Here is a 19,453-nt window from a genome sequence, read left to right on the forward strand (position 1 = left end):
CCGGGCAGTGGTCACTCGGCAGCGACCACCAGTTCGGCCGTCACAGCGCAGCGTGAGCCGACAAGGGTCTGTGACAGCCAGCAGCGTCGCTCGAAACCTTGGAACGCGCGCTCGACCAGTTCGTTGTTCTGCTCGCCGAAGTCGGTGTGCAACCGCACGTGAATGCGGTCGACGTACCGCACGCCGCCGGGTTCCTTGGCGATGTTCGAGTCGATCACGGCTGAGAGCTGTCCCGCGAGCACCTGGATGCCTCGTGCTTCGACGCTGCGTGCGAAGGCGCCGACCATGCAGGACGCGACGGCCGAGATGAACACGTCGGTGGCCGTCGCGCGCGGCGTGAACTGACCCGGTGTGACCTGGTAGGTCTCCTCGTAGGAAGGCCGTACGCCGATGATCAGCGGTTCGACCTCGGGGATCGTCGCCTGGCGTTCGATGAAGGCGTTCGGCGGCTCGCCGACCACGTCGATTCGGTAGGCGCCGCCAGGTGTGTGCTGGGCAAGGCCCGCAGCGGCAGGCGGGGTTTCGGCTGTGTGGGTCATTGTTTTCCTCTCTCCTGTCTGGACACTGGTCACAGGGCAAATCCGCCATCGACCACGAAGTCGCCGCCGGTGATGTACGACGACGCCTCCGATGCGAGGAACGCGGCAAGCTGGGCGACCTCGTGTGGTTCACCGAGACGCCCCAGCGGAACCTTCGGCCGCCTCGCGTTCTCCTCCGCGGGGATGTCCTCACGCATGGGCGTGTTGATCAACCCGGGGTGGATCACGTTGACGCGAATGTTGTCCGGCGCGAACTCGGCGGCGGCGACCTTCGTCATGCCCTGTACAGCGAACTTCGTTGCCGTATAACCGATCAATCCCGGTAACGCGCGGAACACGGCCGCTGATGCCACGTTGACGATGCTGCCGCTCCCGGCTCGGCGCATCGGACCCGCAACCGCGCGCATCCCGAGGAGCACGCCTCGTTGATTGACGCGATAGATCTGGTCGAAGGTGTCGAGAGGCATCTCGTCCAGCGGCGCGGATCCGGTGATGGCCGCGTTGTTGACCAGGACGTCGATACCGCCGTGGCTCGCTTCGACCTCTGCGACCACCTTGGCCCAGGCTTGCTCGTCCGACACATCCAGCCTGCGGTACTCGGCCCGCTCGCCGAGCACCCTCACCACGGCATCGCCGGGGCCGTCGAGCACGTCGGTTACCACCACTCGCGCTCCCTCTCGGACGAATTGAGCGGCCGCGGCGGCACCCTGCCCCCGGGCCGCGCCCGTGATGATGGCGACCTTCCCGTCGAGGGAACCTTTTCCTCCTGCACTCGTCGTCACCCAGGTCACGCTAATGCAAGGGATCAAGCTCGTCAATAATTTGACGTTCACGACGATTCAAGCGGGAACCGGTAGTGGCATCCCTTCGGCACGATGGTGTCTAATCCTCTACACAACCGTAGTTCGAGGCGAGGCGGCCAGATGGGCGACGACAACAGGCTCAGGGCGGAGGACCTCCCCGTCGGCGAGCTCATCGACCTGGGCAGCCGCAGGGTGAGCCGTGCGGAGATCATCGAATTCGCTATGCAGTGGGATCCGCAGCCGTTCCACACTGACCCCGATTTCGCGCGGGGCACCGTGTTCGGCGACGTGATCGGCAGCGGCCTGCACACCCTGGCCGTCTTCCAGCGGCTCGCCGCGCTCAACTTGTACCGGTATTGGGCCCTCGTCGCCGGCCGGGCGGTCAGGAACGTCCAGCTCACGGCTCCGCTGCGGCCCGATACAACGGTCCGGGCGACTATTCGGGTGGATTCGGTCACGCCGCATCGGGGCGATCGTTCCCTGGTACGCAAGACCGGTCAGGTGTTACACGAGGATGCCGTCCTCATGACAGTCGAGTACGAGGCGTTTGTGCTGCGCCGCGGGTAACGCAGTGGACCCCGAGAGGTGAGTCGAATTTTCAACGGCTGATGCAGTGGCCTTATGCTGGAAGGTATGGCCAGTCAACCTCAGGCCGCGAGGAAATCGCGGAAGAAGTCGGCCGCCGCGCCGCCGGAAAACTCGTCAACGGGCTCGCGGCGCAAGCAGCTCATGGAGAACGATGTTCTCGAGCATGCGACCCGGCTGTTCGCGGAACGCGGTTTCAACGGCACGAGCCTTCAGGACGTCGCGGACGCGATGGGCCTGAAGCGTCCGGCGCTCTACTACTACTTCAAGAACAAGGACGATCTGCTCGACCGGCTCATCGCGGAGGCGACCAGTGAGCCTGCCCGCGATCTGAACCAGATCGCGGCCAGGTCGGACCTGGACGCGCCTGCCCGTCTGCACGCCGCGGCCCGGCACATGGTGCTCTGGGTGACGAGCAACCGCGATCGGTTCCTCCTGCTGGTCAAATCGGAGTCAGACCTGACTCCGGCGAGCGCCAGGAAGTTCAACGAGGGAAGGCGGGCCGCGCTCGACGCCGTGCGGTCGATCATCCAGGAGGGCATCGACTCCGGGCACTTCCGGCCGGTCGACGCGAAGGTCGCGGCGTTCGGTGTCTGGGGCATCTGCAATTGGGCCGCCTGGTGGCACCGGCCAGACGGCGGGATCCCGACCGAGGCTGTCGCGGATCAACTGGCCGAGATGGCGGTGGCTGGCGTGCAGCGGGCCGAGCGCCAAGAGAGCACCGTGGTCAGCCCGCGCACCGTGGTCGCCGCGCTGCGCGAGCAACTTGACCAGCTTGAAAAGGCGCTCAGCCGCAACGATTCCGTCTGATCGGTGCTAGCGCCCCGGAGCGAGAAGCGATCCCGCGCCAGGCACGGCGGGTACGACATCGAGCGCTCGCAGGATGCTGAAGGCGCCGGCCGTCGCCGCGCTGAGCACCGGAATGCCGAACTCGGCCTCGGCCTGCTCGATCAGGTCCAGAGACGGCATCTGGACGCAGGCGGAAAGCACCAGCGCGTCGACGCCGTCCAGGTTCAGCTCGCGCGCCGCCCGCAGCACTCGATCACCTTCGATGCAGCCCACCGCGCGGTTGTCCTCGACCTCCAACGCGCGGTAGTCGGCTGTCTGGATGCCTTCGTGTTCCAGGTAGCCCACGACTTTGCGGGCGAGAGGCACCAGGTACGGCGTGACCAGAGCGACGCGCCGGACGGAAAGTGCTTTCAGTGCTTCGATCAGGGCACCCGCGCTGGAGCGGACGAGCGCGGGCGAATCCCCGGTGGCGAGCTGCTCGGCGGTCAGCGATTCGACGCGGTGATGCTCACCCGGCGGTCCGGCCATCAGCGCGACCAGGCAGGCGTAGAGGATCACGTCGGGCCCGGCGTCGGCGATCTCCACGACGCAGCGTTCACGCTGGACGTTCATCGAGGCGAGGCCGACGGGGGTGACTTCCGTCATCCGCATCCTCGACGAGTGAAAGCTGAAGGTGACACCGGGCTGCCGGCGGAGGATGGCCGGAAGTTCCGTTTCCACCGTGATGTTCGAACTCGGGACGATGATTCCCACTCGGCGGTTCGGCATGGGTTCTCCTTGCTGTGTCAGTCGAAGCGTGCGGCGAGCCAGCGGCCGATCCGTTCGGCGGCGAGAGCCATGCCGGATGTCTCGCCCCGGTTCAGGGGCTGTCCGAAGTGGAGCCCCGGAATCCGGGCGTGCGTCTTGTCCGTCGCGCCGATGGCTCCGTGGATGGCTTTCGCGTCGCTGGGGAAGCACGCCTGGTCGCCGGTGAGTTCGACGAGCAACGTCGGCGAGGTGACGCCGGGGGCGTTGCGGATCAGGTCGGCGCGCGAGGTCGTGGCCGACCAGCTCGACAACCAGGCTTCGGGCGTGGTGACCCGGGTGAACCCGGGGAGCCGGTGGTTGGCCTTGTGGGGAAAGCGGCCGAACAGCGACCCGTAGGGACGATCATTGGGGTCCAGGGACAGATCGACCGACCGCGGCTCGGCGTCGGTGCGGTAGACCACCATCACCTTGGCGAGCTCGGCATCGGGACTCTCCAGGTGCTCGCGTGCCAGCCGGTCCAGCCGTTTGATGCGCTGGACCTGTGCCGCGCGATAGCGGGTAAGGAATTCCTGGTCGAAGGATGAACTTCCGGGAGGGGGCACAAAGCCGTTTTCGGGTGCGTAGAGATCGAGGGCCGCGTCGATCGAGCGCGGGTCGGACTCGTCGGTGACCGAAGGGTCGATCAGCCGCTGGAGCAGCACGCCCGGACCCGGATGCGGGGCGAGGAAGACGGCCGAGTGCGGAAGCGGCATTTCGGCCCCCGGAAGGTCGACCGGGCGACCGGAAGGTGTGGCAGCCAGTCGTTTCGCGGGTGACCTCGCCGCCTCCTGCTGGTAGAACGCGAACAGCGTCGCACCGCCCGAGTGCCCGACGGTCACGCGCGCCTCGTAGCCCCGCGAGACCAGGAACTGCTGACCCGCCGCGACGTCGAGCAGCGCCTGCTCGTGGACGAGGCTGATGTCGTTGTTGGGGGAGCGGGATGTCTGCGTCCATACCGCGTAACCACGACGCAGCAGTTCGGGAACGAGCAGGTGATGGGTCACGTCCTGGCGCGGGTGCATGAGCGAGGCCACGACGGGGGCGCCGCCTGCCGGAGCCCGCAGAATTCCGCTCACCCGCGCGCCGTCGTGGGTCTTCAGTTCGACGACCTCCGTGGCGACTTCGTCGCGCGATGGTGTGCCCGTCATCGGGTCTCCATCACCAGCTGGTCCTTGTCCCACTGGGAGACCCGGAACCCGGCGAGGCCGGAGAGGCAGCTGTACCAGACGGCGTGCCGGCAGCCCGTCGCTCGCCGGTCGATCGAGAACGGCTCGTCGCTGGTGACGGCGAAGTACGGGCCCACCTTGTGGACGATGGTCTTCGGGTCACTGTCCGCGATTTCGACCACCGGGCGGTTTTCGGGTATGTCCAAAATGAACACCGACGCCATCACGGCGCCGTTCGGCCGGCCGCGGGGACGGGCAGGGCCTGGTGCCAGGCCTCCGCTCGTTCGACGATCAGTTCCGCCTTGCGCTGCAGCAACAGGTCCAGCGAGGGCTCAGCTGCCTGCGCGACTTCCAGCAACGCGTCGACGGTCAGCGCCGCGTCCAGGTCCTCCTGGGGCGTCACCGGCCGAAGCGCGCGCGTCAGTTCGATGAGGTAACCGTTCGGGTCGTGGGTGTAGATGGATTCGATCGTCTCGTGCTGGACACGCATCTCGGTCGGCCAGTCGCTGTCGTCCAGGCGACGCTGGTACTCGTTGAGATCCGCCTCCGAATCGACGTGGATCGCCAGATGCCGTGAGGCGATGAAGAAGTCCGGCAGGCCGTCGTCGAACCGGGTGTAGGCGTCACCTCGGCTGCCTCGGTGCCCAGGATCGAAGCCGAAGTAGTAGAAGAACGCCAGCCGGTCGTTGTTGCCGATGTCGAAGAAGAAGTGGATGAAGTCGGGGTGACGCTCCCGGCCCCAGCCGGCCGCGCAGATGGAATGCACGACAGGGAACCCGAGGACGTCACGATAGAAGCGGATGGTCCTTGCCGGGTCGAGCGTCGGGAAGGCGGCATGGTCGACACCGCGTGCCAGATGTGGCAAGTCGTTCGACATGGTCGCTCCTTTCTGCCGGGCCTGCCAGGCGAAACGATGGCCCCAGAGCGGCAGGTGCCGAGCGAATTGTTGACGGTAACGATGAATAGTTTACAAGTATGAAGAATTGTGTCAAGGTGGTCGCGCCCGCATGCCGAGATGCGCGTGATCATGATCGAGAGGCACACATGTCGACTGACTCCTGGGCCGGACGATTTCCCCGCCACGACGCGGCGCTCGCCGCGACCTATATCGAGGCCGGCGCGTGGACAGAGCGGACCTTGATCCAGCGTTTCCGTGACGTGGCCCGGCGGCATCCGGATCGATCAGCCGTCATCGGCCCCGACATGTCGTTCACCTATGCCGAACTCGATGTGCGAAGTGACCAGGTCGCGACCGCCGTCCTCGAGGCCGGGCTCCGTCCCGGCGATGCGGTACTGCTCCAGGTGGACAACTCCGCCGAGGGCGTGCTGGGGTTCTACGCACTGCTGAAAGCCGGAGCGGTGCCCGTCGCCACCCTGGCGGCGCACCGGGCTCACGAGCTGCGGCACATCGGCGGCATCGTCGGTGCCCGCGGACACCTGATCGACACGGGCGTCAGCAACGGTGCACTAGCCGCCCTCTCGCATGAGGCCTCGTCGTATATTCCGGCTCTCGAGCACCGATTCTGCGTGAGCGGCGAAGCGCCGGGTTTCCTGCGGATCGCCGAGTTGGGCCTGTCGATCCCGGCCGGCGTCGCGCGGACGTCGGTCGACGAGGTCCAGTCGCGGATCGATCCCCGGTCGGTCGCGGTCTTCCAGCTCTCCGGGGGCACGACCGGGACGCCCAAGGTGATTCCCCGTTTGCATGCGGAGTATTGGAACAACGGGGTGGCGCTCGCGAGGACGCTCGGTCGTGACGAACGGTCGAGGGTCGCCCATGTGATGCCGTTCGTGCACAACGCCGGCGTGATCCACGCGTTGTTCGGCGCGCACGCGGTCGGCGGATGTTTTGTCGCGATGCCGTTCGGCCCGCCGGAGGAGTCGCTGGAGTTCCTGATCGAGCAAGGCGTCGACGATATGATGATCGCCGGCCCGATGATCCCGTGGGTCGATCATCCGCTATGGGAGAAACTCGCGGCGACCTTGCGCAAGGTCGCCTTCTCCGGCACGAAGCTCCCGTCGCGGATCTACGACCGGTGCACCTCGCTGGGACAGTGGATCGGTCAGAACTGGGGCATGGCCGAAGGCCCGTACATGACGACGGGCCTGGACGCGCCCGAGGCCGCCCGGCGCGACACGATCGGCAACGCGAACGACTCACTCGACTCGTTCCGGGTAGTCGACACCGCGACCGGGGAGGACTTGCCCGACGGAGAAGCCGGGCTGCTGCTGTATCGCGGGCCTTGCACGCTGGCCGGCTACGTCGACGCCCCCGAGCACAACGCGGTGACCTTCCGCGACGGCGGGTACCTCGACACCGGAGACCTCGCCCGCGTCGTCGTCCACGGCGGGGTCCGGTACGTCGTGTTCGAAGGCCGCGTCAAGGACCTGATCAGCCGAGGCGGGGAGAAGATCAACGCCGAGGAGATCGAGGAACTCCTGCTGCGGCACCCGCGAGTGCTGGAGGCGGCGGTGGTCGCCATGCCGGACGAGCGGCTCCNGCGGCTCGGCGAGCGGGCGTGTGCCTGCGTCGCGCTTGGCGAACCGGGCTCCACGCTGACCCTCGCTGAGGTCAAGGAGCACTTCGAGAAGCTGGGTGTCGCGAAGTTCAAGTGGCCGGAACGGCTCGAACTCGTGCTCGCGCTCCCGCGGACCAACACCCTCAAAATCGACAAGGTTCGGCTGCGGGCCGCTCTCGCCGAGGAAGATTCCCGATCCCTGTGACGAGTCAGCGGGTGCCTTCCCGCGATCGCCAGGCCGCCCCCGCGGTCCCCCACGAGGTGTGCGCGATCATGGCCCCGTCGACGACGATGTCCGCGCCGCTGATGAAGTCGGCGTCGGACGAAGCGAGGAACGCGATCGTGCCGGCCACGTCCTCCGGCCTGCCGAGCCGCCCCAGCGGAATGGCGTCGAGCGCCCGGGTCCGCGCCGCGCCGGCACTGAGGATCCCGGCATTGATGGGGGTTTCGATCACTCCGGGACTGACTGTGTTCACGGTGATCCGGTGGTGGGCGAACTCGACCGCGATTTCCCGCGACCACGCGAGAATCGCGCCTTTCGCCGCGGAGTACGCCGGCAGCTGGGCCCCGACATGCGCGGTGACCGAGCAGATGTTCACGATCTTGCCGCCGCCGCGAGAAATCATCCGCGGCAATGCCGCCTTCGTGGTGACGAAGTAGCTGTAGAGGCAATCGTCGATAGTTTCCCGCCATTCCGCGGAAGTGATGTCGTACATGGACTTTCGCGGAGCCCTGGCGACCGAATTGACGAGGACATCGATCCCGCCGAAGCTCTCGACTGTCCGCTCGGCGACTCGCATGACCTCCTCAAGCGATGTGGCGTCGGCTCGCAGGGCCAACCCGTGTCCGCCCGTGCGCTCGATCTCGTCCACCGTCGCGCCAGCCGCGGCGTCCCTGAGATCCACTGCTGCCACAACAGCGCCCTCTTCGGCGAGGCGGCGAGCAGCGGCCCGTCCGATTCCCGAGCCCGCACCCACCACCATCGCCACCTTGCCGTTCAGTCCTCGCATGGGGTCTCCTCACCGCTCGTGGGCCCGTCGAGCGCCGACGGTATCGGCAGCGGCACCAAGAATCAACACATGAGTCACCTGGTTGACTCAGTCGTAAAATCGACTTAGAGTGGCCGTTCCCACGATGACTCGTCATCTCTGGAGAGTCCGGATCCCGCGGAACTGAGGAGGGCACCATGAGCGAGCTGGCCGAGCCGACGTCGTCGCGGCCACCGACCTTGGCAGCCGGCAAAAACCGGCCGATGGAACGTCGAGCCGCGTTCGCCGCGTCGCTCGGCACCGTCCTCGAGTACTTCGATTTCGCGATCTTCGGGCTACTGGCGGCCACGGTGTTCCCGGTCGTCTTCTTCGGCGAGTTGCACGGTGCGGCGGCGCTGATGGCGTCATTCGCCACCTACGGGGTCGCCTTCGTGGCCCGGCCGCTCGGGAGCTTGGTCTTCGGTACGATCGGTGATCGGCACGGACGTCGAGGGGTGCTGGTCGCCACATTGCTGATCATGGGCCTCGCCACGACGGCGATGGGCCTGCTGCCGGGCTACGCCGCGATCGGTCTCGCCGCGCCCGCGGTCCTGATCGTGCTCCGGTTCGTCCAGGGGGTCGCCTCCGGCGGGGAGATCACCGGAGCGCAGCTCCTCGCGCTCGAACACGCGCCCGTCGAGCGCCGCGGGCGCGCGGGGTCCTTCGTCGCCATCGCTTCCCCGCTGGCCCAGGCGGCGGCAACGCTCATCCTCGCCGGCCTCACCGCCGGGCTGACCAAAGAAGCCTTTGTCAGCTGGGGATGGCGGATCCCGCTCGTCGCGAGCATCGTGCTGGTCGCGTTCGGCACCTGGGTCCGCACCGGCGTTCACGAAACCCCGGAGTTCGTCGCGGCTGAGAGAAAAACCGAGACACGGCCCAGCGCGTTTCAGGTCCTGCGCAGGTACCCTCGGACCATCCTGATCCTGCTGCTGAGCTACGCCGGCCCGGCGTGCATCTACCCGATGGTGACGACTTTCGGCGTCTCGTACATGACCTCGGCCGGTGGTCTCAAGCCGAGCACCGCCTTTGTTGTCTTCCTGATCGCCCAGCTCATCGCGATCGGCGCGGCGATTTTCGGCGGACGGCTCGCGGACCGCATCGGCCCGCGCAACGCGATGCTGGCCGCGCTGGTCGCGCTCGCAGTTTCTTTCCTCCCCCTGTTCCCGGTCGTCCATGCCGGCAACATCCCGCTCACCGCGCTCTGCATCACCGGTGTCGTAGGATCCATTATCGTCGCTTTGTCGGCGCAGGCGGCCTTCTTCGCCGACGCGTTCCCCGTGCGCATGCGGTACTCCGGATCGTCAATCGCGTACACCGTGACGAACTCAATCTTCGGCGGCTCGGCCGCCGTGGTCGCCACTGCGCTGCTCGCCACCGGTGGAGGCATTATCGCCGTAACGGTCTACGGAGCGGCACTCGTCATCGTGTCGTTCATCGCGGTCCTGGCGCGCCCAGCGCACCAGAAGCCGGAAGTCGAATAGGAGGTTTCCATGATCAAGATGATCGTATTCAACAAGAAGAAAAGGGAGCTTTCCCTCGAGCAGTACCGTGACTACTACGAGAACGTCCACGCGCCGCTGATCCGATCCCTCTTTCCCACTGTCGGCGCCTATCGCAGGAACTATGTCGATCGGGAGCGCACGGCCCTCACCGAGCGGAACGCCGACATGGCACGGGACCAGGACGAATTCGACTCCATCACCGAAGCGTTCTTCGAGGACTGGGAGGCCTTCGAAGCCTTCCGCAACAAGAACGCGGAACCCTCGGTACGTAAACGGATCGTGGCCGACGAGGTCAATTTCCTCGAGCCGTCCGCCATTCGCCGGTACATCGTGGTCCCCGACGGGGACTCCGCCTGGGGCTGAAGCCTTCGACGTCCTGCCACCAGCACATCATGGAAGCCGACGTGCTGGAGCATGCGAGTCCGCTGTTCGCCGGCACGAAAACGCGATACTAAGGAGTAAACCCCACCATGTCTTCTGTTGCGGGTCCCGGGATAGACACTGTTCGCAGATTGCTTCGCGAGCGGTTGCCGGCATCGGCGATCGTCACGGAACCGGCCGAGGTCGCCGCGCAGAGCCGTCTGTGGAATTCCCAGGTGAAGGCAATGCCCGCGGTGGTCGTGCACTGTCGCACGGTCGCCGATGTTCAGGCTGCGGTTCGTGCGGCCCGCTCGGCAGGCGTGCCGGTCTCGGTCCGCGGTGGCGGCCATGACTGGGCGGGTGGCGCCATCGTGGACGGTGGTGTGCTCATCGACCTGCGCGCGATGCGTCAGGTCGGCATCGAGGGCGACGTCGCCGCCGTAGCCGGCGGTGCGACCGTGAGCGACGTCCTCGACGCCGCGCGCCCGTACGGTTATGCGGCCGCCGTCGGCACCGTCAGCTCGGTCGGGTTCGCTGGGCTGACACTCGGCGGTGGCTACGGAACCCTGATCGGTGTTGTCGGGCTCGGTGTCGACAATCTGCTCTCCGCTCAGGTGGTTCTCGCCGACGGCCGGGTCGTCATCGCCGATCCACACCGGGAGCCGGAGCTGTTCTGGGCACTCCGCGGCGGTGGCGCGAACTTCGGCGTCGTGACGGAACTTCGCACGCGCCTGCATCCCATGGCCACCGTGACGACGGGCCTGATCGCCTTCCCGATGGACCAGGCACGATCGGTCCTGCGCGGCTGGCGAAGCCTCGTGGCTTCGGCGTGCGATGCGCTTGACGTGATGTTCGGGGTCATGACCACACCGGCCGGCAAGGTCGTTTTCACCAGTCCGACCTGGTCTGGTGATCCCGCACGGGGCGTCGAGCAGATGGACGCGGTGCGGGCACTCGGTGATCCGGTGATCGATGACGTGGGCCACCGTGCGCTCGCCGACGCCGTCCATTCGCTGGACGAGGTGTTCCCGTACGGCGGCAACTACCACCTCAGCTCGAGGACCCTTGCCGAGCTGACCGATGAGGCTATTGATTCGTTCATCGCGGCAGCCGAATCGATGCCGGCCACCTGTTGCCTGAACGTGCACCATTCGCACGGCGAGGCTACGCGCGTGCTTGCCACTGACACCGCATACCCGTACCGGGACGAGCATCTCGTGATCGAGATCCTCGGTGCGTGGCCGGACGGTGACGGCACGATCGAATCAGCGTGGGTGCACGACACCGAAAAGCGGCTCGAGGCCCACGCGATTCCCGGTGGCTGGGCGAACCTCATGGCACCGGGTGATCAACGTGTGCGGGACGCCTACGGAATCAACACCGAGCGACTCGCACAGGCCAAAGCCTCCTACGACCCCGAAGGAGTGTTCACCGCGATTCCGCTGCCGACCGCACCGGACACGACGAACACCTGAACGCCGCGCTCGCCTAGGGGGTCCCTAAGGTCCGAGGCAAAATTCGCATAACATCTGGTCAAGTGGGTCGTGAGTGACGATTCGGGGCCTGGTGGCGAGCCCGCCGCGGGGGCCCGGCACGCCCCGGCTGTCCATAAAGGACGCCGCCGAGACCAACGTGCCCGATGTGAGCGATCCGCGCGGTTCGGCGAGGGGTCGTGAGTGAATTCGACCAACACTCATTGTCGCTCACGGCCCCATGCAAAACGGGTGCCCCGTAGCGCGCGTCGCACTCACGCCCCCGGCTCGAACACCACGGTGAGGGCGGAACCGCTGTCCCTTCTCCGTCCGCGCGGCCCGGCGTCGAGTACACCTTTCACGCCTCGCGAATGCGCGGGACGGCCGTCACCGCGCCGGGGGCGTCGTCCTGTCACGCTGTACATGGCACCGCTCGTCGGCATCGTCGCCTTCCCGCCGACGATGCCGAGCTTCAGGACGTCGGCTGCGCCGCAATCGCCGACTCCGTCCAGAACTCCTGCGTTGCCAGACATCAAGATCGTCGTTCGCGCACCAAGATTTCGAGGTAGTTGTGCCCAGACCACATCCGCGCCCGGCAACGTTGCCTTCCCTGACCGGGCTGCGCTTCGTGGCCGCGCTGCTCGTGTTCGGCTTTCACGTCACCTTGTTCGACTCGCCGATCCCGCCGAACGAACCGGTGAACCCCTTCGCTGACGAAGACCTTGCCGGGGCGCTGGAGTTCCTGTTCAGCAAAGGCGGGTATCTAGGCGTCTCGTTCTTCTTCGTGCTCAGCGGTTTCGTGCTGACCTGGTCGGCTCCGCCCAGGGAGCGGATGCGCTCATTCTGGCGTCGGCGTATGGCGAAGATCTTCCCCAACCACCTGGTCATGTTCGTGCTGGCGATGACATTGTTCGCCGGAGCGGTCACCCCGCTGGCCACCTGGCTGCCCAACGTGTTCCTGCTGCACTCGTTCTTCCCAGCGGGCGATGTGTACATGAGCGTCAACTCGCCTGCTTGGACATTGTGCAGCGAGTTGCTCTTCTACCTGTTGTTCCCACTCCTGATCAGGCCGGTGCGGCGGCTCGCGCCGAACAACTTGTGGTGGTGCGCTGGAGCGATGATCGCAGGAATGGTCGCTGTTCAGGTTGTCAACCTGACGCTGATTCCATCGACCCCGCCCTCGCCGCTCGTTCCGGTGTCGGTGCTCCAGTTCTGGTTCGGCTACTTCTTTCCCGTGCCACGCCTTTTCGAGTTCGGTCTCGGGATGATCCTGGCTCGGATGGTGGTGCTCGGCCGAATGCCGCGAGTTCCCTTGTGGCTGGCAGTGTTGTCGGTTCCGGCCGGCTATGGCGCGGCGCTGGCGGCGCCCTTCGTCTGGGGCTTCGCCGTGGCCACCATTCTGCCGGTATCTCTCGTGATCGTGGCCTGCGCGACCGCGGAACTCGCTGACCGGCCGACTGGACTGCGCGGTCCGCGCGCCAGGTGGCTCGGCGAGATCTCGTTTGGTTTCTACATCAGCCAGGGTGTGGTTGTGTTTTACGGTCGTGGTTTGCTGCCGCCGCACCCCTTCGCTACGCCGGCCGGCGTGCTGGTCGTCGTGGGCCTGTTCGTGGCGACCCTGCTTGCGGGTTGGGCGCTCTACGCGCTCGTGGAACGCCCGGTCATGCGCCGCTGGGCCCGTCCCGGCCGTGGACTCGCCGGCACGCGATCTCCGTCCTTCGCCACCTGCGAACTTGACACGTGAGAACACGAACGGGGATGCGGAAAGATCAACGGCAGCCTGACACTCCAGTCGTGGCTCGTGATGGTCACGGGTCGGGGACCGGTTGCCGTTGGTAGCGGCCGGGGCTGACGCCGTAGTGGCGTTTGAAGGCGTGGGAGAACGCGAAAGGCGAGCTGTAGCCGACCTGTTGTGCGATGGCGGGAAGGGGCTGGTCGGTCGTTCGAAGCAGGCGGGCCGCGGTGATCATCCGCCACCAGGTCAGGTATGTCATCAGCGGTTGTCCGGTGAGCGCGGTGAACCGCCGGGCCAGAGTCGCGCGCGATAGGCCGACCTCGGCGGCCAGGTCCTCGATCCGCCATGGTGCGGCCAGGTTGGTGTGCAGTGCTTGCAGCGCGGCGGCGATCTCGCGATCGTGCAGCGCGCGCGGCCAGCCGGTTTGGGTGTTCTTGTCGAGCCAGGCGCGGACCAGGTAGGTGAGCAGGAGATCGAGCAGCCCGGAGATCACGGTGTCCCGGCCGGGGCGCTCGCCGGTCGCCTCGCTGGCGAGCAGGTCCAGGGCCGCGCGCAGTTCAGGGTGGCGTCCCAGTTGGGCGGGGACGTGGACGACCTCGGGAAGTTCCGCCAGCAGCGGATGTATTCGCGTGTGGTCGAGCCGGTACTTGCCGCACAGGAAATCGGTTTGGCCGTCAGGGTCGGCGACGGCCGTGTCGAACGGCACCGCACCCTCGGCGCGAGGCGAGTCGGACAGGACGTGTGTGCTGCCGCGCGGTATCAGGACGACATCGCCGGTGGCCAGTGGTGTGGGTGCTCCGTGTTCGGTGATCAGCCATCCGGTACCGCGCAAGAGCACGTGGAAACCGGCCCCGTCATAACGGTCGAACCGATAGCACCACGGCGAGTCCACGCGCAGCCGGTTCGATGAGGGTCGCCCGGCGCGCATCGCGGCGATCGCTTCGCTGAGGATATCCACAGCTCTCATCGTAACAGTCAATTGTGAGACGATTGCGCAAGATATCGGCTCTATCAAGCATTGGAAAACTCAGGAACTCGCCTTACGGTGGACGTATGCAGCGACTTCAATTGGGCGACGTCGAGGTCACGAAGGTGGTCGAGTGGGAGGGTGACATCGCGCCCGCGCGCGCGATCGTCCCGGACAGTCCGCCCGAGATCTGGCAGGACAACGCCTCCTGGCTCGCTCCGGATCATTGGAGCCCGGCGGACGATGCCTACCACGCCGCCGTCCAGACCTGGGTGCTGCGCAGCGAAGGCCGCGTCATTCTGGTCGACACCGGAGTCGGCAACGACCGGAACCGGCCGCAGATCCCGCTGTTCGACCACCTGGACACGGCCTTCCTGGATCGGCTCGCCGAAGCCGGCGTCCGGCCGGAGGACGTGGACGTCGTCGTCAACACGCACATCCACTACGACCACGTGGGCTGGAACACCACCCTCCGCAACGGCGAGTGGGCACCGACGTTCCCCAACGCGACTTACTTGATTCCGCGCACCGACCAGGAGTACTTCGATCCCCGCAACGCTCACCGCCGCCCGGTGCCGCGCGACAGGCAGGAGCAACGCCGCCAGGACGGCAGCTTCCTCGTCTACGCCGACAGCGTAGTGCCCGTTCTCGACCGAGCCGTGCTTTGGGAAGATGCTTACCGCATCGACGGCAACCTCAGCCTGGAACCTGCTCCCGGCCATACCCCCGGCTCCTCGATCCTCCGCTTGTCGTCGGGTTCGGACCGTGCCGTGTTCGTCGGAGACCTGGTGCACAGCCCGGTCCAGATCCTCGAACCGCGCTACAGCAGTTGCTTCTGCGAGGACCCCGAGCAGGCCGCGGTTACCCGCCGAAGCGTGCTCGAACGCGCCGCCGATACCGGTGAACTCGTTGTGCCCGCACACTTCGCCGGCGCGAGCGCGGCCGAGATCCGACGCGACGGCAGCCACTTCGCCGTCAGTCGATGGACGTTCCAGACGAACTGAACATAGGTACACCTCCGGTCATGCCGCGCAAAGCTCGTCGGCAGGCCTCTGGCGAGCTGAGGCACCCGGAACAGCATATCTTGTGCGAAAAAAGGATTACTGTCCCATGAATATTGTGTGGAAGGTTTTGGTTCGTGTTGTCGCGGCGTGTGGGTTGGCGGTTGCGGTGATGCCATCAGCTGCCGCGTCGACGGCCACACCGACGTCGACCGCGCCCGCACGTGTGTCGCACGGCGGGCTCACTCCGTTGGTCAATCTGGTGGCGGCGCGGATCCTGTTGGCGGACAAGGTGGCTGCCGCCAAGTTTGGCACGAGTACGCCCATTGAGGACCCGAAGCGAGAACGGCAGGTGCTCGATGATGCGGCCGCGCGTGCCGACGCGGTGGGGATCGACAAGCTGCGAACGGTCGAGTTTTTCCGCGCCCAGATCGAGCAAAGCAAGGTTGTGCAGCGCGGCCTGTATGGCCTCTGGACGCGGCATCCCGAGTTGGCGCCGACGCGGCGACCCGATCTGGGCAAAGAGGTGCGACCGGAATTGGACCGGATCACTGCCCAATTCATCGACCAGCTTGCGGCGACCGGGAAACTACGTCGCTCCACCACGGTTTGTGAGGTTTCGCTCGCAGCGGCAGAAGTCCAGGCGATCGTCGGCTATCACCTTGATTGGCTGCACACGCGGGCACTGCATGGGGCGACCTCGACGGTGTGCAACCGTTGTGCCGAGGAAAGAATCTTAGCGGAAATCTCAACTAATTTGCAGAACGCGAGGGGTATATCCGTATGCGAATGGTTCGCGTAATTACGTTTAGCTGTATAGTGTCGATGATTTTGGCTTGCATCAACATGGTCACCGGAACTACGACAACGGCAAGCGCGAGTCCGGACGACTTGCAAGGTCTCCGTCTTGCAACCTGGAACCTGCAGGGTGGATCGGCCGGCATCGACTCCAAGTGGACGGCCGGAGTCCTCCCGCTTCTAGCGGGCACCCGCGGTTACCTGCCTCATGACTTTGTGTTCGTACAGGAGGCGGGGCCGCAGCGAGGGACACATGCGACTGAAGTCGCGTCTAGTGGAAACTATCGAGTAATCCAGACCCTATTTCGGCTCACTCCCTCTGACCAATACGCATATATTTACTGGATGGAAGTTGACTTCAATGGACATCGAGTAAATACGGCAATAGTAACGAGGCGTGCCGTAGACAACGCGTTCATTGTTCCCGGCGAGCGAGGAAACCCGGCAAGCCGACCTGTTTTCGGCCTCCGAATCGGATCTACGGTGCTGTACTCGGTTCATTCGCTTTCTAGGACGAACGGCGCAGACGCCCCGGCTCTCCTGGAAAACATGAACGCAGCCGCCGGTGCGTCGCTTGACTGGTTGGCATTAGGCGACTTCAACCAGGATCCTACCAATTTGCAGCAAGCGATGGACAATCGCGGCGGCTCGGGGGGTCCTGTCGGACACATTGTGAATACCGGCCAAGCCACTCATCAGAACGGGGGTGAACTAGACTACGGAGTAACCAGCCTAGGTTTGTCCGGGTTTCTAGACGCCGAGCGGTTGGACAATCCGGCCGGATCCGACCATAATCCGGTCGAGTTCACCACTCTTCCGCAGCTGCCAGACTATGCAGAGGACGATCAGTATCGAGTGATGGGCCTCGGTGACTCCATTACCGCCGGTATCGGCGATTCAAATGGAACTGGGTACCGAGATGACTTCTTCAACGAGATGCATGAAGCTCCCAGCCATGCGGACGTTGACATGGTCGGTTCGCAAAAGCGCGGCGTAATGGATGACCCCGACAACGAGGGGCATCCAGGGTGGCGCATCGATGAGATCATGTCGATTGCCGATTGCACAGTAGGTCAGTATCAACCCAACGTTGTTACGCTGATGGCTGGAACTAATGATATTAATCAAAACTATGAGCTTGAGACAGCCCCGCAGCGCCTGAAAGAGTTAATCGAGCATGTGCAAAAAGACTCTCCGAAAGCCGTGGTTGTTGTCGCTAAGTTGACCCCCACGGGTAAAGCGGGCCTGCAGCCGAGGATCGACAAATTTAACGGCGAGCTTCCCAGAATCGTCTCTGAACTGCAGAATGATGGCAAACATGTCGTCCTGGTGGACACCAAGGACATCAATGTCGCTGAAGGTCTCCAGGGTGATGCCCATCCGGACGATGGGGGATACTCGAAGCTGGGTAGTGATTTTTATCGGGGTGTAGTAGAGGCCGCCAAAAAGCATTGGATTCAGGCTGCGGATCCGCAGAATCCCGGTGGGACCTGTCGGAACCCGGATGATTCTGCTGCTGGTCCGGGATGGCGGGCGCTCGGCGTGGTAGCGCCTGGGATGGGTAGCCCTGCGGGCCGTACTGAGCTAGCCGATGTTGACGGCGACGGACGAGACGACTACATCCGAATCCCAGAAAAGGGTACGCTACGCATTGCTGTAAACAGGAAAGCGGAACCAGGCAAGCCGCATTGGGTTGAAGTCCAGACGGATGTTGAGACCGCCGGGCATGCGGACGCAGAAGGTCTGCGGCTGGCGGACCTTGATGGAAATGGTCGAGCTGACTTTGTGCACACGTGGCGAGCGCCGGACGCGAAGGGTGGAACCCATAACGTCGAATTCAACTCTGGGCCGAACGGAGAGCAGAAACTGATAACGCGGCCGGTCGACGTCGCTACCGGAAAACTGTTCGACGACACTCCGCCAGAGGCCATCCGATTTGCTGACGTCGATGGGAATGGGTACGATGACTACCTGCGCGTCGGAGAAAACGGTTCGATCCACGCCTACTTTACACTTCCAACCAAGGACAATGTCCCGACCTGGGATCCCCATCTCAGCTGGGCGCCAGGAGTGTTCTACGGTTCGCGGGAAAAGCTGCGTATGGCTGACGTGGACGGAGATGGCAAGGCGGACTACCTGATGGTCGGAAACAAAGGGGCAGTCCACGCCTATCTGAATAAGGGCGGCCGAGGTATTGGCGGGTTCGAAGAGCACCGGTATTTCGTCAAAGAAACCGGGTATCCCGGAGTGAAATCGGCATTTCGCGACATTAGTGGCGACGGAAAAGCTGACTATATTGTTTTGTACAAGGGCGGCTCTGTCCGGTGCTGGCTCAACGAAGGAGGGAACCTGTAGGGGCTGTGCCTTGCCGCCGTAACCATGGCAGGTCACGTTCCGCTTCTCGGCACGAGAAGGGATCTTGGTCAAAGCGCGGTTCAGTGCTGAAAGCCCTGCCATGCGGATCACGCTAGCCGGTAGGGGTTCCCGACCGGGCAGCGCCTCCTCGGGTATACGGCAGCTCACACCCAACTCGCAAATTCTGCCCTGACATTCGGCCGGACGAGACAAGACTGCTGAACCTGACGGCGACTACGCTCTAATCCGCCGACTTCCGGCCGGGTTCGTCGCCACTGTCGTCCGAGAATTCGGGAGCCGTCGCGTTAGCGGGTCGGCGAGTTCGATACCGATGGCGACAACGCCGAGCGCTTCGTGTTCGAGCAGGTAGATCTGGCGGATGTTGGCCAGTTGCTCAGCGTGGGTCGCGGTCGGATTGACAGAGGCGACGTCCTGGTGGCCGAGCATCGCCTCGAAGTCGGCGTACCGATAGGCCGGCCCGCAGCGAAACCTTGCTGCGGCCGCATCGGCTCGACCGTCGCGGTGTCGCTGGCTGCGGAGGCGTGCTTTGTGCCTCGACTGCCACCATGTCCGGCGACACGGACCTGGCCTCGAACGTGGAGCGAATCCCGACGACCACGTGTGCATGCCTCGCCCGCCGGTGCAGCAGCAGAATCTCGATCAGCAACTGGGTCCCGGCTTGGTTGCCGTGCTTGGCGCTGGCGGTCCGGCGTCGAGCAACGCCAGAACGGTCGCGTGATAGATCGCCTGAACTGTGGGAATGGTGTCCAGCCAGATCCTTTCGTTGGTGCCGTGCAACCCGACGTAGTCAACACCGAAGCTATAAAACTGACGGAGATGCTTGACACCGGGGCTTCCTGATCATAGGAGTTGCTGGTGAGCGAGCCCCGACTGGACCGCCAGGCGCGCAGNACGTGGCCATGCCCTGCCGGTATTTCGGGATCAGCCGCCAGGCCTACTACACCTGGCTGCGCCGTTACGAGACCGAGGGCGTGGACGGGCTGCGCGAGCGGTCCACGCGTCCGCGGACCAGCCCGAACGCCACCCGGGC

20 protein-coding genes and 1 pseudogene are annotated in these 19,453 nt (G+C 65.0%); 11 read left to right on the top strand and 10 right to left on the bottom strand.

The annotated features are described in order from the left end of the window. Nucleotides 1-11: 11 nt before the first annotated feature. Nucleotides 12-539, bottom strand: a complete 528-nt coding sequence (locus A4R44_RS17110; RefSeq protein WP_067581165.1) for an OsmC family protein — start codon at nt 537-539, stop codon at nt 12-14. A 29-nt stretch (nt 540-568) separates the two neighbouring features. Further along, nucleotides 569-1,321 (bottom strand): SDR family NAD(P)-dependent oxidoreductase, encoded by a 753-nt coding sequence (locus A4R44_RS17115; RefSeq protein WP_067581295.1) that lies wholly within the window; start codon nt 1,319-1,321, stop codon nt 569-571. A 141-nt stretch (nt 1,322-1,462) separates the two neighbouring features. On the opposite strand from A4R44_RS17115, the gene A4R44_RS17120 reads away from it, so the two are divergent. After that, on the top strand, nt 1,463-1,909 hold the full coding sequence (locus A4R44_RS17120; protein WP_067581167.1) for a MaoC/PaaZ C-terminal domain-containing protein: 447 nt from the start codon (nt 1,463-1,465) through the stop codon (nt 1,907-1,909). A gap of 66 nt (nt 1,910-1,975) precedes the next feature. Next, a complete protein-coding gene (locus A4R44_RS17125; protein WP_067581169.1) occupies nt 1,976-2,737 on the top strand; it encodes a TetR/AcrR family transcriptional regulator in 762 nt (253 codons plus the stop codon). A 6-nt stretch (nt 2,738-2,743) separates the two neighbouring features. Here the strand turns inward: A4R44_RS17125 and A4R44_RS17130 are convergent, their stop codons facing one another. From A4R44_RS17130 to A4R44_RS17145, 4 genes are read right to left on the bottom strand one after another with little or no spacing between them, the layout of a single operon-like run. Continuing rightward, on the bottom strand, nt 2,744-3,484 hold the full coding sequence (locus A4R44_RS17130) for a maleate cis-trans isomerase (RefSeq protein WP_067581171.1): 741 nt from the start codon (nt 3,482-3,484) through the stop codon (nt 2,744-2,746). Nucleotides 3,485-3,501: 17 nt separating this feature from the next. Next, on the bottom strand, nt 3,502-4,650 hold the full coding sequence (locus A4R44_RS17135) for an alpha/beta hydrolase (protein ID WP_067581173.1): 1,149 nt from the start codon (nt 4,648-4,650) through the stop codon (nt 3,502-3,504). Beyond that, nucleotides 4,647-4,892, bottom strand: coding sequence for a hypothetical protein (locus tag A4R44_RS17140; protein WP_067581175.1), 246 nt, complete (start codon nt 4,890-4,892; stop codon nt 4,647-4,649). Before A4R44_RS17140 ends, A4R44_RS17135 begins: the two co-directional genes overlap by 4 nt. Beyond that, on the bottom strand, nt 4,892-5,545 hold the full coding sequence (locus tag A4R44_RS17145) for a VOC family protein (RefSeq protein WP_067581177.1): 654 nt from the start codon (nt 5,543-5,545) through the stop codon (nt 4,892-4,894). The genes A4R44_RS17140 and A4R44_RS17145 overlap by 1 nt, the downstream gene beginning before the upstream one ends. A gap of 167 nt (nt 5,546-5,712) precedes the next feature. Between A4R44_RS17145 and A4R44_RS17150 the strand changes: the two genes are divergently transcribed. Beyond that, nucleotides 5,713-7,389 (top strand): AMP-binding protein, encoded by a 1,677-nt coding sequence (locus tag A4R44_RS17150; protein ID WP_067581179.1) that lies wholly within the window; start codon nt 5,713-5,715, stop codon nt 7,387-7,389. Nucleotides 7,390-7,393: 4 nt separating this feature from the next. Here A4R44_RS17150 and A4R44_RS17155 read toward each other — a convergent pair whose 3' ends face one another. After that, entirely contained in the window at nt 7,394-8,194 is an 801-nt protein-coding gene (locus tag A4R44_RS17155) for an SDR family NAD(P)-dependent oxidoreductase (RefSeq protein WP_067581181.1), read from the bottom strand. Between the two features lie 242 nt (nt 8,195-8,436). Between A4R44_RS17155 and A4R44_RS17160 the strand changes: the two are divergent. From A4R44_RS17160 to A4R44_RS17170, 3 genes and pseudogenes are all read left to right on the top strand, one after another. Continuing rightward, nucleotides 8,437-9,477, top strand: a pseudogene (locus A4R44_RS17160) (MFS transporter); the annotation flags it as partial. A gap of 225 nt (nt 9,478-9,702) precedes the next feature. Next, complete coding sequence (locus A4R44_RS17165) at nt 9,703-10,077, top strand: EthD domain-containing protein (protein ID WP_067581185.1); 375 nt, start codon at nt 9,703-9,705, stop codon at nt 10,075-10,077. Between the two features lie 107 nt (nt 10,078-10,184). Next, nucleotides 10,185-11,549, top strand: coding sequence for an FAD-binding oxidoreductase (locus A4R44_RS17170; protein ID WP_067581186.1), 1,365 nt, complete (start codon nt 10,185-10,187; stop codon nt 11,547-11,549). Nucleotides 11,550-11,821: 272 nt separating this feature from the next. Here A4R44_RS17170 and A4R44_RS47975 read toward each other — a convergent pair whose 3' ends face one another. Beyond that, the gene (locus A4R44_RS47975) at nt 11,822-12,079 is read right to left on the bottom strand and encodes a hypothetical protein (protein WP_157904906.1); all 258 of its coding nucleotides are present in this window, start codon (nt 12,077-12,079) and stop codon (nt 11,822-11,824) included. 38 nt (nt 12,080-12,117) lie between these two features. Here A4R44_RS47975 and A4R44_RS17175 point away from each other — a divergent pair, with 38 nt between their 5' ends. Next, the gene (locus tag A4R44_RS17175) at nt 12,118-13,290 is read left to right on the top strand and encodes an acyltransferase (RefSeq protein ID WP_067581188.1); all 1,173 of its coding nucleotides are present in this window, start codon (nt 12,118-12,120) and stop codon (nt 13,288-13,290) included. Nucleotides 13,291-13,354: 64 nt separating this feature from the next. On the opposite strand, the gene A4R44_RS17180 is transcribed toward A4R44_RS17175, so the two are convergent. Beyond that, nucleotides 13,355-14,239 (bottom strand): AraC family transcriptional regulator, encoded by an 885-nt coding sequence (locus A4R44_RS17180; RefSeq protein WP_067581190.1) that lies wholly within the window; start codon nt 14,237-14,239, stop codon nt 13,355-13,357. Between the two features lie 95 nt (nt 14,240-14,334). Between A4R44_RS17180 and A4R44_RS17185 the strand changes: the two genes are divergently transcribed. The 3 genes from A4R44_RS17185 (at nt 14,335) to A4R44_RS45765 (ending at nt 18,402) form a co-directional block, all read left to right on the top strand. Continuing rightward, the gene (locus tag A4R44_RS17185) at nt 14,335-15,252 is read left to right on the top strand and encodes an MBL fold metallo-hydrolase (RefSeq protein ID WP_067581192.1); all 918 of its coding nucleotides are present in this window, start codon (nt 14,335-14,337) and stop codon (nt 15,250-15,252) included. 106 nt (nt 15,253-15,358) lie between these two features. Further along, on the top strand, nt 15,359-16,051 hold the full coding sequence (gene aroQ / locus A4R44_RS17190) for a gamma subclass chorismate mutase AroQ (protein WP_095213399.1): 693 nt from the start codon (nt 15,359-15,361) through the stop codon (nt 16,049-16,051). A gap of 44 nt (nt 16,052-16,095) precedes the next feature. Continuing rightward, nucleotides 16,096-18,402 (top strand): GDSL-type esterase/lipase family protein, encoded by a 2,307-nt coding sequence (locus tag A4R44_RS45765; RefSeq protein WP_369805905.1) that lies wholly within the window; start codon nt 16,096-16,098, stop codon nt 18,400-18,402. A gap of 234 nt (nt 18,403-18,636) precedes the next feature. Here A4R44_RS45765 and A4R44_RS49035 read toward each other — a convergent pair whose 3' ends face one another. Beyond that, nucleotides 18,637-18,849 (bottom strand): hypothetical protein, encoded by a 213-nt coding sequence (locus tag A4R44_RS49035; protein WP_163069777.1) that lies wholly within the window; start codon nt 18,847-18,849, stop codon nt 18,637-18,639. A 473-nt stretch (nt 18,850-19,322) separates the two neighbouring features. On the opposite strand from A4R44_RS49035, the gene A4R44_RS52405 reads away from it, so the two are divergent. Further along, nucleotides 19,323-19,453, top strand: a 131-nt coding sequence (locus A4R44_RS52405; RefSeq protein ID WP_198545309.1) for a leucine zipper domain-containing protein, incomplete at its 3' end; no start/stop codon positions are given.

Origin of the sequence: Amycolatopsis sp. M39 (genome assembly GCF_001651785.1) — a bacterium.
Classification (GTDB): Bacteria; Actinomycetota; Actinomycetes; order Mycobacteriales; family Pseudonocardiaceae; genus Amycolatopsis; species Amycolatopsis rubida.